The organism is Nocardia sp. NPDC057455 (assembly GCF_042802775.1).
GTDB lineage: Bacteria > Actinomycetota > Actinomycetes > Mycobacteriales > Mycobacteriaceae > Nocardia.
The window spans coordinates 46,412-59,162 of the sequence record NZ_JBHVDM010000011.1; the positions used below are offsets into that span (position 1 = coordinate 46,412).

A 12,751-nucleotide genomic window follows, 5' to 3' on the forward strand; every position below is an offset into this window, starting at 1 on the left:
CTCACCGTCCCCCGTCGAGAGACGCGGCGGCGTCTTGTAGTCGGTTGAGGTATCGGGTGTTGATGGTGTCCAGGCCGAGCAGCATGACGAAGTCGGCGACCGCGAATGCGGGATCGTGGGCGGGTTCGCCGCAGATCTCCGCGCCCAGCCGCAGGTAGCCGCGCACCAGCGGGGGCAGCTTCGGCCTCGACGGCGGCGTCAGCTCGTCCAGGGACTTGCCATCGACGATCACCGGGTTGTACGGGTGCACCCGGCGCTCCGGGTCGGAGGAGTGCCGGCCGAGCAGCATGTCGCGCACGCCGCGCACGTTCACCCCGGGCGGGTCGGCCGGGGTGTCCTGCATCGGCACCGACACGCAACCCATGATCCAGTCGTAACCGGTGAGCTGGATGTAGTGCAGGATGCCCGCCCACATGAGGGTGAGCACCGAGCCGTTGCGGTGGTCGGGGATTACGCAGGCGCGGCCCATCTCGACGATGCGCATGCCTTCCGGATCCAGCTGGGCGAGATCGAATTCCGTCGCCGTGTAGTACCCGCCCGCGGCGGCGACCCGGTCCGGCGGCAGCATCCGATAGCAGCCGACGAACTCCCCGCTGGCGTCGTCGCGCACCAGCATGTGGTCGCAATGCTCGTCGAAACGGTCGGCGTCCAAACCGGTTCCGTCATCCGGAATCCGGAAGCCGGGCTCGTTGGCGAACACGTTGTAGCGCAGGCGCTGTGCGGCGACACGATGGTCGAGGTCGGAGGAAACCACCAACGAGTAGCGCGACCGTCCCTCCCCGGAGTCCGTCGCTCGAGCCGGGGCTGCCAACACGGACGAAATAGTCATATCCATGATGAAGCCAGCCCGACAATGCGCCGCAGCAACCTCGAAGTGTCGCCGCGATGCCGGTTGGGTTAACGAGACGGCTGTCACACCGAGCGTTCACCGAACGGTTCCACCCCGTTCGCCCATCCGCAGAGAAACCGCTTCCGACATGCGGTTTGTCGGGCGGATCGCGGTAGCGGTCCGGTGCGGCGCGAACCCTGCGCGGCGCACCCGCACACCGTGAATCGCGCCGCTTCCGACAGTGAGCAGCGCGATTCCTCAGGTGCGGGAAGTGATCAAGCGGCGCGGCTTTCGGCAGAGTGTACCTTCAGCGCAGCCGTGTCCTCTTCGGCGAAGCCGGGACGTCCGGTGCCGATGAACGCGACCAGCCAAGACGCGACCGCGGCGAAGCGGTTGCGGAAGCCGACCAGATAGAACAAGTGCACCGCGAGCCAAATGACCCAGGCGACGACGCCGCGGAAGGTGATCCGCTCGTTGAGCTTCGTCACGGCGCTGAACCGGCTGATCACCGCCATGCTGCCCTTGTCCCAATAGGTGAACGGGGTACCTGGCTGCTTCTTGCGGCGGATGATGTCGGCGGCGTGCCTGCCCTCCTGCATCGCCACCGGCGACTGGCCGGGGTAACCGTTGAGCGAGGTCATGTCGCCGATGGCGTAGATGTCGGCGTAACCGCCGACGGTGAGATCCGGGTTGATCAGCAGCCGGCCGGCCCGGTCGGTCGCCACGCCCGTGGCCTCGGCCAGGATCTTGGCGAACCCGCCTGCCTGCACGCCCGCCGACCAGACCACCGTCTCCGCCGCGATGCCGTGCTCGACGCCGTCGGCGCCCTTGACGGTGACCTTGCCGTGCTCGATGTCGGTGACGAAGGTGCCGAGCAGCACATCCACGCCGCTGCGGGTCAGCGTCTTCTTCGCGTATTCCGACAGCCCGCCCCCGAACGGCGGGAGCACTTCGCCCGCGCCCTCCACGAGGGTGACCGAAACTTCCTGATGGAAGTGCCGTTTCGCCAGTTCCTTCAACTGCCCCGCCACCTCGACGCCGGTCGCCCCCGCGCCGACCACGACGAAGCTCAGCAGCCTGCGCCTGGTCTGCTCGTCGGCCTGCGCGGCTTCGGTGAAGACGCGCTCGATCTGCGCGCGCAGCCGCCGCGCGTCATCGATGGTCTTGAGCGAGAAGGTCTTCTCGGCGAAATCGTCCCGGCCGAAGTACGACTGGCTGGCGCCGGTGGCCGCGATCAGCGAACCGTAACGGATGCGATGACGCTCGCCCTCGTGCTCGTAGGTGACGACGGCCCGGTCGGGATCGATGTCGACCACCGCGCCCAAGCGCACATCGGCCTCACGATGGCGGCGCAGGATGCCCGCGATCGGCGGCGCGATCTCCTCCGATGTGAGCACACCGGTCGCTACCTGGTACAACAGCGGTTGGAACAGATGCTCGGGCGTGCTGGAGATCAGCACATAGTCCACCCCCGACTTGGCCAGCTGTTTGGCGGCGGCGAGCCCGCCGAACCCCGATCCGACAATGACGACACCCGCGGTTTCGATTCCCGCTTCCACGTACTGCATGACAGCCTCCTTCTCTCATTACCAACCGCGATCCGGAGGGCGGATATTTCAGGTGTGTGGGCGCATAATGCAGATGACTCTTATCTTGATTCGTAATTAATAGGAGGCCGCTGTGGAACTTCGGCAGCTCACCTACTTCGTCGCGGTGTGCGAGGAGCTCAGCTTCAGCGGCGCCGCGGCGCGCTGCTTCATCTCGCAGTCGGCGATCAGTCACCAGATCTCCCGGCTCGAGCGCGACCTCGGCGTGCAGCTGTTCGAGCGCTCGACCCGCTCGGTCGTCCCGACCGACGCCACCGCACGGCTACTTCCCTTGGCGAAACAAATGCTGAGCCTGGAATCGGCGATCCGCGCCGCCGTGCGCACGGTGGGGCCGCGCATCCGGCTGGCCGCGAACATGTCCTTCGCCACCCGCTCGCTGTCGGCGATCGCGGGGGCGCGCGCCGCGCATTCCGAGGCGGAGATCGAGTTCGTGATCAAACCCTTCCGCCAGCGCATCGCCGCGGTGACAGACGGCGACTGCGATCTGGCGCTGATCCGCGGGCGCGTCGACCAGCCGGGCCTCGTGGTGGAACAACTCTGGGTCGAGGATCTCGTGATCGCCACCTCCGGCGCGCATCCGCTGGCGACGAGGGAAGTGGTGACCCTGACCGATCTGAGTTCGTATCCCCTGCTGTTACCGCCGGAGCAGGAACAGGTTCTATTGCACACGGTGATTCGCAACGCCTTCGCCGAATTACCCATGGGCCCCACCTTCGGGCCGCCCATTCCACCGGACCACACCGCGACGATGGAGTTGATCAACCGGCCCGACGCGTGGACCGTGCTCTACGCCGAGAGCACCACCGAGGGGCTGGTGGTCCTTCGGTTGGCCGAGCACAAGTTACGCATCCCGGTCTCGGCGGTACTGCGCGCCGACGCCAGGCGGTCACCGATCCTGAACACCCTGCTCACGGCGCTGCACCGCTGCTGAGCACGGTCATTGGCCAGCGGGCCGTTCGTCGCTGCGAGGCGTCAGCTGTGGGCAGTCCGCGGCACCGGTCACCGAACTTGCGAAATCGTCCACAGCAACGATCGCTGCCGAGTTGCTCGAGTGGGCATCGTGCTCGACGCCGTCGATCTCAGCGATCACGGAAGCGGAGTGAATCCGATTCCGATCGTGCCCGGTCCTTGCGCTGCGATGTCGTCGAGAATTCCATGGATACCGGTGAACTGGAACGGTGCCCACGGGTTGAGCGGATTGATCGCGGAGGTGATTCCGACCAGACCGCTGCGCGTGGTCACCGGTCCGCCGCTATCGCCCGGAATGATCGCAGCCCATGAACTGATGACGTTGTTCTTGTACTCGACCACCAGACCGCATGTCGTTCCGGACACCTGGCCGTACTTGCACATGATGTCGGACAGCGGAACCGGTTCCGCACCGATCCGGCTGATCACGGTCCCGTTCGGCGTCTTGTTGACCGGATTGATCTTCTTTTCGTCCAGCTTGATGACCGCGTAATCTATGGACGAGTCGGCCGGAAACCGCATCGACGGAAAGCCGGGCCAATTGGTGGCCCACGTGGCGTAGTACCCGATCGGACCCAGTCTGCGGTTCCCCGTGAGGAATACCTCCTGAGTTTTGGTGTTCCGAGTCATCATGTGCCCTGCCGTCAAAGCCACCAGAGTGCCGCATTCGTCATATCCGACAGCCCCTACGGTGCCCCAGCTTCCGCACGGCGGTCCGCCATCGGACATGATCGACGTTCCCGGACCGAAATTCACCCCGGATGGCGCAGGCGTGCCCACATAGGTGAACGGGACGCCGTTACTCTGCCCGCTCGGCGTGGTGACGGTGATGTGCACGACTCCCGTTGCGGCAGGAGAGACAGCCGTGATCCGCGTCGCAGAGTCGATCGTGAACGAGGTCGCCGGAGTGGTTCCGAATCTGACCGCCGTTGCTCCGGTCAGATTCGTCCCGGCCAGGATGAGCGTGGTTCCACCGATGATCGGCCCCGAGCCCGGGCTCGCCGAGATCAGGGTTGGAGCCGTAGACAGGGAACCATCGGTAGTCATATTGCGACCTCCTCGACCCTGACGGAAAGGGTTCCGCTTCGCCAGGGTGGCGAACTCGCTCGGTCCTGGCTCTATTCAGTAATGCCCCTGTACTGGTATGCGGGCAATAGAACTTCCGATCCGTTTTCTTCCGTTTTCAGATAGATCCTTCAAACGGTGCCCACCCCGATGTCGCCGCCATCCGGCAGAGTCGGGTCGCATGCTTGGCGATGCCGGCGAAGCCACGGCCGAGGCGCTCACGTCTCGCCGTCGAGGTAGGCCGAGGAAGGTCGACGGCGCGGGAGCAGTTGTGACCAGAAGTCGTGGCGTATCGCATCCCACAGTCCGGTCAATCCCGGCAGCAGTTCTCGGGCTTGCGCGAGATCGGGGTAAGAACCGGGGCCGTACGAGGCGATCGGAGTCACGTCGGATGTGCCGCGAACGACCATGATCGCGATGCGGTGGCCTTCCAGCCGCCAGATCGCTTGAAAGCCCGCGGCTTCGGTGTGACGGATCTCGCGCATTCCACATCAGTCCCGCTCGCTCCGCACGACGTCGAATAGACACTCTGACGGGTTGCGGGAATCCGCGACGGAGGAGGTGAGCGCGTCCAGCACGTGCAGCAGCGTTTCCAGGTCGGGGCCGGGCGATATGCGCGGTCGATCGACGGGTGGTTCGAACGCCAGGCCACGGGCCGCGGCACGCTCGCGTGGGCTGGAGGCCGGCGGAACGAGCTTGCCGGCCCGCACCAGGCAGCTGAGCGCCGAGGTCTTCCGTGGACAGTTGGCGGCGCGACATCCTCGGTGCTGCTGCATGATCCGATGCGCCTCGGTGATGGTGAGCGGGTGGTCGGGGTGGGTGTGGCCGGGACCGATCGCACCGGGCTGAGCGCGTGCCCACGTCACGGCAGGGCACACCGTCTCGAGGTCGCATGTCTCGCATACTCGGGCGGGCGTGTTGTTCACGGTGGTCAGGTCGTGGACGACGAGGGCATCGGCGTGCACCCCGACCGCGATTGCCAGCGCGTATCCGACCGGATCGACTTCTCTTTCCGGGGGCCGGATGGTGTAGAGATAGCGATAGCCCAATTGCTCGGCGTGGCGACGTATCTCGGTCGCGTGCCGAGGTGCGTGCGGTCCGGACATGTCGGTCCGCACCAGCCCGACAGCGTTCGACTTCCGACTCTTCTGCGAGGCGAGCCGGCCGGTCGTGCCGATCTTCAGGGTGTGCATCATTGCTCCCGGATCATGTTGACAGCGTGCAATTTTGGGAATCGTTTCGACGAGGCACCACCCCTGCGCGGGTTTCCGCCTCGAGCGCCGAAAATCAGCACACCACCGGTAACCAGCTAATACGCTCGAAAACGAGCACCCATTCCTGATCTGCTCAATTGCCCAGGACGGTGCTCGGTTCTCGAGCGGAACGAGATCGATTCCGCCATCCCGCACGACTCACTTCAAGGAGACCTGCGTGACCAGCCCTGATGAAGAAGGCCCCTCGTCGACCCTGCCGCGTCGCCAACTCGGACGCTTCCTGCGCGACCGCCGCGAAGCGGCGGGCTTCACCATCGCCGAGGCCGCAAAACTGGTCGATCTGTCCCGGGCCGTACTCCAGCGTCTGGAGACCGGCCAGATCCAGAAAGTCCGCAAACAGGATGCGCAGGCGCTATGCGAGGTGTACGGCGTTGCTGCCACAGATACCAAAGCGGCGGTCGACCTCGCGGTGCAAGCGAAGACCAAGAGCTGGTATCACGCGTATGGCGGTCTGTACAGCGGCGCTTTCAACATGTACGTGGGGCTGGAAGCAGCCGCACGGCGACTGACCACGTACCACGAGCACGTCCCCGGCTGGTTGCAGACCGCAGACTATGCACGAGCTGTGATCGGTGCATATCCGGAATTCAACAGCGAGGACATCGAGCGGCGGGTGGAGCACCGACTGAGGCGACAGGCCATTGTCACCCGCAAGACCAAGCCGATCACTTTGGAAGTGCTGCTGCACGAATCGGCCCTCCACCGCATGATCGGCGGACCGAAGGTCATGTCGGCCCAACACCGGCACATGGCCGAAATCTCGAAGCTGCCCAATGTCACGCTGCGGATACACCTATTCAGCGCCGGGCTGGCCTGGGGGATGCCGCACGGCATGTTCATCATCATGGAGTTCGACTCGAACGCCAAAGGCGTGCCGGTCGAACCGCCGATCGTTTACTTGGAGGGGGGACCGGCGCAGGATGTATATCTGGAAAAAGCCGGGGAGATTCGGCTCTATAGTGAGCTCGCCTCGGCCATCCGGGACACGTGCCTGGGTGAAGTGGAATCGCGAGACCTGCTGCGGCGGGTGGCAAGGAGTTACGAGCGGTGAACGGTGACCTATCCGAGGCGAAGTGGTTCAAGAGCAGCCGCAGCGCCAGCGGTTCGCAGTGCGTCGAAGTGGCATGGCTGGGCGGCGGCATGATCGGCGTCCGCGACAGCAAAGACCCGACCGGCCCAGCGTTGGCGTTCGCACCAGGCGAGTGGGACGCCTTCACCACAAGCGTGCAGGACGGAGAATTCATTCACCCCGCCTGACCGCAACTCGCACACCTGGCCGATTCGACCGGCCCCGCCTCCCATCACACGGCCGCGAGCGGGGCCGCTCCACATGCAGCCATCGAACTCGTTAGAGCGCAACACCTCTGCCGCGCGGCGGCCCGGCTGCTCTGCACACGAGAACGGCCCCGGCTTGTCACCGGGGCCGTCCGAGTGATCCTCGAGGAGCAGGTCAGAGGCGCAGTTCCGTCGCCGCCAGCGCCGTTCCCTCGATGCGCGCCCGCACCTTCGCGAACGCCGTCTCCCGCGAGGTGGAGGTGTCATCGGCGAACGGCGCGAAACCGCAGTCGTCGCAGGTGCCCAGCCGCTCGACGGGAAGGTAGCGGGCGGCGAGCAGCACGCGATCGCGCACCTGTTGGGGGGTCTCCACCACCGGATCGATCGGGTCGGTGACGCCGATGAACACCCGTGCCTCGGCGGGCAGGTGCTCGGCGACCACGGCCAGCACCTTCTCCGGGTCCGGCTCACTGGCGAACTGCAAGTAGAACGCGCCCACTCGCAGTTGCAGCAGCTTCGGCAGCAATTCGACGTAGTCGACGTCCAAGCTGTGCGTGGAGTCCTGGTCACCGCCAGGGCAAGTGTGCACACCGATCCTGGACCGCTCCTCCTCCGAGAACCGGTCCAGCACCGAGTTGTTCAGCGCGATGAACTGGTCGAGCACGCCGCCGCTGGGATCCAGCTTCAGCGAGAGCCGTCCTTCGGTGAAGTCGAGCTGCACCAGGTGCGCACCCGCGTCGAGGCAGCCGCGGATATCGGCCTCGGCCGCGTCCGCGAGGTCGGCGAGGAACTGCTCGCGCGGATAGCCGTCGATACCGTCGGCCGGATACAACAGGCTCAGCGCCGAGGGCGCGATGACGGCCTGCTTCACCGGAACGGTGGCGCGCTGCTGCGCGGCGCGCAGATAGTCCGCCGCGTGCGCGGCGTAGCGGAACGGTCCGGCGGTCAGCCGGGGCAGCTGTCTGTGATGCCCGTCGGCGAACGGGATGACTGCCCCGTCCGGGGCCAGATTGTCCAACCCGGCGATCGGATAGGTGGCGAAACTCGGCTTGGACTGCTCACCGTCGCTGACGACGGGAGAGCCGAGTTCCTCCAGCTTGCGGATGGTCTCGGCCACCGCGCGCTGCTGGAGTTCGGCGAGCGCGGCGGCGTCGCCGGAATTATCGGCCATGGCGGCCAGTAGGTCGTGAGGACGGGGGATGCTACCGATCGGTTCCGTGGGGATGCTCACCGCGCGAGTGTACGTCCGCACGCCGCGATTTCGACGCGAAATGGATTGCGGCGGAATTTCACTCGCACCGGTCACGAGTTCCGTCCGACTCGCCTCGAGAATTGTCACCAGCATCGCGGCGATATTTTCCGAACCACCACAATCACGCAGCCGACGGGATGCCCAGGAATGCGAGCGGCCCCGGAGGCGAGTCCGGGGCCGTTCGACGACGTGCCGCGGATCAGCTGCGCCTTGACCGCTTCGGTCAGCTGCGGCGCGATGTTCGATCGATCAGCACCTGGCGGAGTACTTCACACCCCGACGTCAGTGTTCGCGGTGTAGATAACTCGTGTCCACGCTGATCGTCCCGGTCAAGCGCCAAGCACCGCGTTCGAAAATCAGATCGCCGGACACCCCAATCGGCTGCTTGCCCTGGTGGGCTCGGATAGCCCACTGGTAGTCCTCGCCGACGAGCGGTACGTGCACTTTGCGCAGACGTCCGTCCACATGTGTCGACAGCACGATGCTCGTGGCTTCTTGATCCTCGTCATCGAGGTCATCCCGGTTCAGGGTGCGCACCATACCGATCAAGGTCAGATGACGCGGCGGCTCCTCACGCCGAACCAATCGCTCTCGGACACGTGGCAATCCCGCCATCGTGTTGCGGTCGATCACAATCCGTGAGGTCTCGACTTCGGGTGGCCGACAACGGGTCTCCCTATGCCGGTCGAGTCGCACGAAGAACAAGTCAGCCCGAGCAGCCGCTATTTGTTCGACCAGTTGCGCCGGGTCCCAGTCATAGATAGTGGCGAGAGCTTGAAGTGTGTCCCGAAAACGCCGGGAGAAGTCAACGTAGTCGGTCGCCAAGGGCAACATGATCCGGCCCAGAAAGCCGTGCTCACCCGGAAGCCGCCAAATCTCCCTGACGTCTTGCTCGCGAACCTCGAGCTGCCAGTCATGGGTAGCGAGGTACTGGGACACAGCTGGGGGTGATAGCACGGACGCGACCTCCCGGAGGCTGTCGAGCGGAGCACTGTTCACCACTGACCTCCTTCGCCGATCGACTGCATGATTCCCCGCAGCCCGCCCACATCGAATAGATTACTTCTGGGTAGGTGGACCGTCTTGCTTGCTTTATCGTCCTCGATCTCACCGAGGTTCGCCGCATGTTCCCAATACATGCAGCTCGAAGTTCTGAGCCCGTCTTCGGAAAGGTCGAGCGGTTCGTCCGGGTCATCCGGTATGAGCAACACTGCATTTCGATTTCAGGGCAGTAGTATCTCGCATAGCTCGCGGAAGCTACGATCGTGATGTCGACCCCGTCGTAGTCCGTCTCGTGACTTTTGATCGAACAGCCCGCAGCGGCGGCGACCATGCGCACGAATGCAATACTGAACTGTTCCTGCCGCGCGGCGATCGGCAGACCGCCGTCCACGCTGGTCGCTAACTGAACACTACCGCTGTCCACGACGTCGCTCATCGCCCCCCTTGCCCCCATCCTGCAGCACAGCAACGCCCGCCAACTGTAGCTCAAAACCGTTGCCGGAGCTCATGTTCGGATGAGAACACGAAAAGTGGCCCCGACCATTCGGTCGGGGCCACTTTCGATCGCTCCGAGCGTGTCAGCCCTTGTGCGACTTGACCGCTTCGGTCAGTTGCGGGGCGACGTTGAACAGGTCGCCCACGATGCCGTAGTCGGCGATCTCGAAGATCGGCGCCTCTTCGTCCTTGTTGACCGCGACGATGGTCTTCGAGGTCTGCATGCCCGCGCGGTGCTGGATCGCGCCGGAGATACCGAGGGCGATGTACAGCTGCGGCGAGACCGTCTTACCGGTCTGGCCGACCTGGAACTGGCCCGGATAGTAGCCCGAGTCGACGGCGGCACGCGAAGCGCCGACCGCCGCGCCGAGCGAGTCGGCCAGCGCCTCGACGACCGAGAAGTTGTCGGCGGAGCCGACGCCGCGGCCACCGGAGACCACGATGCCGGCCTCGGTGAGTTCCGGACGGTCACCGGCCACGACCGGCTCCCGCGAGGTCACCTTGACCACGCCGTCTTCCTGCGCGGGCACCTCGACGGTCACCTTCTCGCCCGCGCCGGCCTGAGCCGAAGCCTCGACGGCGCCCGGGCGGACCGAGATCACCGGAACATCGCCGGCGACTTTGGCGTCGACGGTGAACGCGCCACCGAAGATGGAGTGCACCGCGGTGCCGTCGGACTTCACGTCGATGACGTCGACCAGCAGGCCGGAGCCGATGCGGGCGGCCAGGCGACCCGACACCTCCTTGCCTTCGGCGCTGGCGGCGACGATCACGGCGGCGGGCGAGACCGACTCGGTCAGCGCGGCCAGCACGTCGACCTTCGGGGTCACCAGGTAGTTCTCCACATCGTCGGACTCGGCGATGTAGATCTTCTCGGCACCCGCGGCGGCCAGCGCGTCGGCCAGCTTCTCGCCGGTGCCCGCGGTGCCGAGCACGACGGCGGCGGGCTCGCCGAGAGCGCGAGCCGCGGTGAGCAGTTCGGTGCTGACCTTCTTGATCGCACCCTCGGCGTGCTCGACGAGCACGAGTACTTCAGCCATTTGTTCTCTCCTAGGAAGTCTGCGAGCGCTACCGAGATCAGATGATCTTCTGGCCGATCAGGTACTGGGCGATCTTGCTGCCGCCGTCGCCCTCGTCCGCGATCTTCTCGCCCGCGGTGCGCGGAGGCTTCGGCGTGGCCGCGGTGACGGTGGAGCCCGCGTTCGCGACGCCCACGGTCGACGGGTCGACGCCCAGGTCGGCCAGCGTGAAGGTCTGCACTTCCTTCTTCTTCGCGGCCATGATGCCCTTGAAGGACGGGAAGCGCGGCTCGTTGATCTTCTCGGTGACGCTGACGATGGCCGGCAGAGTCGCCTCCAGCTTGAACACGCCGTCGTCGGTTTCGCGCTCGCCCGTGACCTTGTCACCGTCGACGGTCAGCTTGCGCAGGTGCGTCAGCTGGGGCAGGCCGAGGTATTCGGCGATGATCGCGGGCACGGCGCCCGCACGACCGTCGGTGGCCTCGTTGCCCGCGATGACCAGCTCGACACCCTCGACCTGACCGAGCGCGCTCGCCAGCACCCACGCCGTCTGCACGGCGTCGGAGCCGTGGATGGCCGGGTCGTTGATGTGGATGGCCTTGTCGGCGCCCATGGACAGCGCCTTGCGGATGGCCTCGGTGGCGCGGTCCGGCCCGGCGGCCAGCACGGTGACCTCACCGCCCTGGGCTTCCTTGATCAGCAGCGCCTCTTCGACGGCACGCTCGTTGATCTCGTCGAGGACGGCGTCGGCGGCCTCGCGATCGAGCGTGTAGTCACCATCGGTGAGCTTGCGCTCCGACCAAGTGTCGGGAACCTGCTTGATGAGTACGACGATGTTCGGCATCGGTCTTCGTCGACCTCCTGTTCTGGTTACACGTAAGTGGTGGTCGCACGAGCTGCGCCGTACGCCCGGGTGGGTGGCTCAGGCCGTGACATTACCTTACGTTAAGTTACCCGTGGGTAACTTAGTGGCTTCTCTCTCACAAGTGGGTACCACGCGTTACAGTGCGCCGGTGCGGCGACCCCATGTCCGGCCTGCCGAAGGCGCACTTCCGGGCCGACCGGGTGGGGTGTTTCCCGCGGATGCGGTGCCAGTAACGTCGGAGTGATGAGCGAGGCTGTGATCCCTGCCGCAGTGGGCGACCCGTCCGGCATCACCGTGGACCCCGAGGCGACTGTCGGCGCCGTCGAACCACTGCCGCTGACCGGCGAGCGCACCGTTCCCGGCATCGCCGAGGAGAACTACTGGTTCCGCAGGCACGAGATCGCCTATGCCCGCCTGCTCGACCGATGCGCCGGAAAGACAGTGCTGGAGGCGGGTTCCGGTGAGGGCTACGGCGCGGACATGATCGCGGGCGTGGCCACCAAGGTGATCGGCGTGGACTACGACACCGGCGCTGTCGAGCACGTGCGCGCGCGCTACCCCCGCGTCGAGATGATCCAGGGCAACCTCGCCGAGCTGCCGCTGGAGGACGCCTCGGTCGACGTCGTGGTGAACTTCCAGGTCATCGAGCACCTCTGGGACCAGTCCCAGTTCCTGCGCGAGTGCCTGCGCGTGCTGCGCCCCGGCGGAGAGCTGTTGATCAGCACGCCCAACCGGATCACCTTCTCCCCCGGTCGCGACACTCCGCTCAACCCGTTCCACACCAGGGAACTGAACGCGGCCGAGCTGACCGAGTTGCTGGTCGACGCCGGTTTCGAGGTCACGCAGATGATCGGCGTGCATCACGGCCCCGGCCTGAAAGCGTTGGACGCCAAGCACGGCGGCTCGTTCATCGACGCGCAGATCGAACGGGCGCTGGCGGGCGAACCCTGGCCCGCGGAGCTGACCGCGGACGTCGCGAGCGTCACGGTGGACGATTTCGCGCTGGTCGCCGGCGACATCGACGCCAGTCTGGATCTGGTCGCCATCGCGGTGAAGCCTTGACCGATCGCAGTACCGTGCCCGGCGGGCGCGCCGCAAG

General features: G+C 65.7%; 13 protein-coding genes. 4 read left to right on the plus strand and 9 right to left on the minus strand.

Features of this window, described 5'->3' with window-relative positions; translation table 11 throughout:
* Position 1 precedes the first annotated feature (1 nt).
* Positions 2–829, minus strand: a complete 828-nt coding sequence (locus ACFU5M_RS06745; RefSeq protein WP_379044901.1) for a GNAT family N-acetyltransferase — start codon at positions 827–829, stop codon at positions 2–4.
* A gap of 275 nt (positions 830–1,104) precedes the next feature.
* Positions 1,105–2,397: an NAD(P)/FAD-dependent oxidoreductase gene (locus ACFU5M_RS06750; protein ID WP_379044904.1), complete on the minus strand. Its 1,293-nt coding sequence runs from the start codon at positions 2,395–2,397 to the stop codon at positions 1,105–1,107.
* Between the two features lie 112 nt (positions 2,398–2,509).
* Between ACFU5M_RS06750 and ACFU5M_RS06755 the strand changes: the two genes are divergently transcribed.
* Entirely contained in the window at positions 2,510–3,367 is an 858-nt protein-coding gene (locus tag ACFU5M_RS06755) for a LysR family transcriptional regulator (protein ID WP_379044907.1), read from the plus strand.
* A gap of 155 nt (positions 3,368–3,522) precedes the next feature.
* On the opposite strand, the gene ACFU5M_RS06760 is transcribed toward ACFU5M_RS06755, so the two are convergent.
* The 3 genes from ACFU5M_RS06760 to ACFU5M_RS06770 all read right to left on the minus strand — a co-directional run bounded on the left by ACFU5M_RS06760 (position 3,523) and on the right by ACFU5M_RS06770 (position 5,663).
* On the minus strand, positions 3,523–4,452 hold the full coding sequence (locus ACFU5M_RS06760) for an IPT/TIG domain-containing protein (RefSeq protein ID WP_379044910.1): 930 nt from the start codon (positions 4,450–4,452) through the stop codon (positions 3,523–3,525).
* Positions 4,453–4,688: 236 nt separating this feature from the next.
* Complete coding sequence (locus ACFU5M_RS06765) at positions 4,689–4,955, minus strand: hypothetical protein (RefSeq protein WP_379044913.1); 267 nt, start codon at positions 4,953–4,955, stop codon at positions 4,689–4,691.
* A gap of 6 nt (positions 4,956–4,961) precedes the next feature.
* A complete protein-coding gene (locus ACFU5M_RS06770; protein ID WP_379044916.1) occupies positions 4,962–5,663 on the minus strand; it encodes a hypothetical protein in 702 nt (233 codons plus the stop codon).
* A gap of 238 nt (positions 5,664–5,901) precedes the next feature.
* On the opposite strand from ACFU5M_RS06770, the gene ACFU5M_RS06775 reads away from it, so the two are divergent.
* Positions 5,902–6,795: a helix-turn-helix domain-containing protein gene (locus tag ACFU5M_RS06775; RefSeq protein WP_379044918.1), complete on the plus strand. Its 894-nt coding sequence runs from the start codon at positions 5,902–5,904 to the stop codon at positions 6,793–6,795.
* The gene (locus ACFU5M_RS06780) at positions 6,792–7,001 is read left to right on the plus strand and encodes a DUF397 domain-containing protein (protein WP_379044921.1); all 210 of its coding nucleotides are present in this window, start codon (positions 6,792–6,794) and stop codon (positions 6,999–7,001) included. The genes ACFU5M_RS06775 and ACFU5M_RS06780 overlap by 4 nt, the downstream gene beginning before the upstream one ends.
* A 193-nt stretch (positions 7,002–7,194) precedes the next feature.
* Here the strand turns inward: ACFU5M_RS06780 and ACFU5M_RS06785 are convergent, their stop codons facing one another.
* The 4 genes from ACFU5M_RS06785 to ACFU5M_RS06800 all read right to left on the minus strand — a co-directional run bounded on the left by ACFU5M_RS06785 (position 7,195) and on the right by ACFU5M_RS06800 (position 11,631).
* Positions 7,195–8,250 carry a cobalamin-independent methionine synthase II family protein gene (locus ACFU5M_RS06785; RefSeq protein WP_379044924.1) on the minus strand — a complete coding sequence of 352 codons (1,056 nt, stop codon included), beginning with the start codon at positions 8,248–8,250 and terminating at the stop codon, positions 7,195–7,197.
* A gap of 303 nt (positions 8,251–8,553) precedes the next feature.
* Positions 8,554–9,210 (minus strand): hypothetical protein, encoded by a 657-nt coding sequence (locus ACFU5M_RS06790; RefSeq protein ID WP_379044927.1) that lies wholly within the window; start codon positions 9,208–9,210, stop codon positions 8,554–8,556.
* Between the two features lie 641 nt (positions 9,211–9,851).
* Positions 9,852–10,808, minus strand: a complete 957-nt coding sequence (locus tag ACFU5M_RS06795) for an electron transfer flavoprotein subunit alpha/FixB family protein (RefSeq protein WP_379044930.1) — start codon at positions 10,806–10,808, stop codon at positions 9,852–9,854.
* Between the two features lie 37 nt (positions 10,809–10,845).
* On the minus strand, positions 10,846–11,631 hold the full coding sequence (locus ACFU5M_RS06800) for an electron transfer flavoprotein subunit beta/FixA family protein (RefSeq protein ID WP_379044933.1): 786 nt from the start codon (positions 11,629–11,631) through the stop codon (positions 10,846–10,848).
* A 264-nt stretch (positions 11,632–11,895) separates the two neighbouring features.
* Here ACFU5M_RS06800 and ACFU5M_RS06805 point away from each other — a divergent pair, with 264 nt between their 5' ends.
* On the plus strand, positions 11,896–12,714 hold the full coding sequence (locus ACFU5M_RS06805) for a class I SAM-dependent methyltransferase (protein WP_379044936.1): 819 nt from the start codon (positions 11,896–11,898) through the stop codon (positions 12,712–12,714).
* Positions 12,715–12,751: the final 37 nt, after the last annotated feature.

What these genes read in the sequence shown, in the direction of transcription:
- ACFU5M_RS06745 (WP_379044901.1), bottom strand. Translation starts at nt 829, where the DNA reads ATGACTATTTCGTCCGTGTTGGCAGCCCCGGCTCGAGCGACGGACTCC.
- ACFU5M_RS06750 (WP_379044904.1), bottom strand. Translation starts at nt 2,397, where the DNA reads ATGCAGTACGTGGAAGCGGGAATCGAAACCGCGGGTGTCGTCATTGTC.
- ACFU5M_RS06760 (WP_379044910.1), bottom strand. Translation starts at nt 4,452, where the DNA reads ATGACTACCGATGGTTCCCTGTCTACGGCTCCAACCCTGATCTCGGCG.
- ACFU5M_RS06765 (WP_379044913.1), bottom strand. Translation starts at nt 4,955, where the DNA reads ATGCGCGAGATCCGTCACACCGAAGCCGCGGGCTTTCAAGCGATCTGG.
- ACFU5M_RS06770 (WP_379044916.1), bottom strand. Translation starts at nt 5,663, where the DNA reads ATGCACACCCTGAAGATCGGCACGACCGGCCGGCTCGCCTCGCAGAAG.
- ACFU5M_RS06795 (WP_379044930.1), bottom strand. Translation starts at nt 10,808, where the DNA reads ATGGCTGAAGTACTCGTGCTCGTCGAGCACGCCGAGGGTGCGATCAAG.
- ACFU5M_RS06800 (WP_379044933.1), bottom strand. Translation starts at nt 11,631, where the DNA reads ATGCCGAACATCGTCGTACTCATCAAGCAGGTTCCCGACACTTGGTCG.
- ACFU5M_RS06805 (WP_379044936.1), top strand. Translation starts at nt 11,896, where the DNA reads ATGAGCGAGGCTGTGATCCCTGCCGCAGTGGGCGACCCGTCCGGCATC.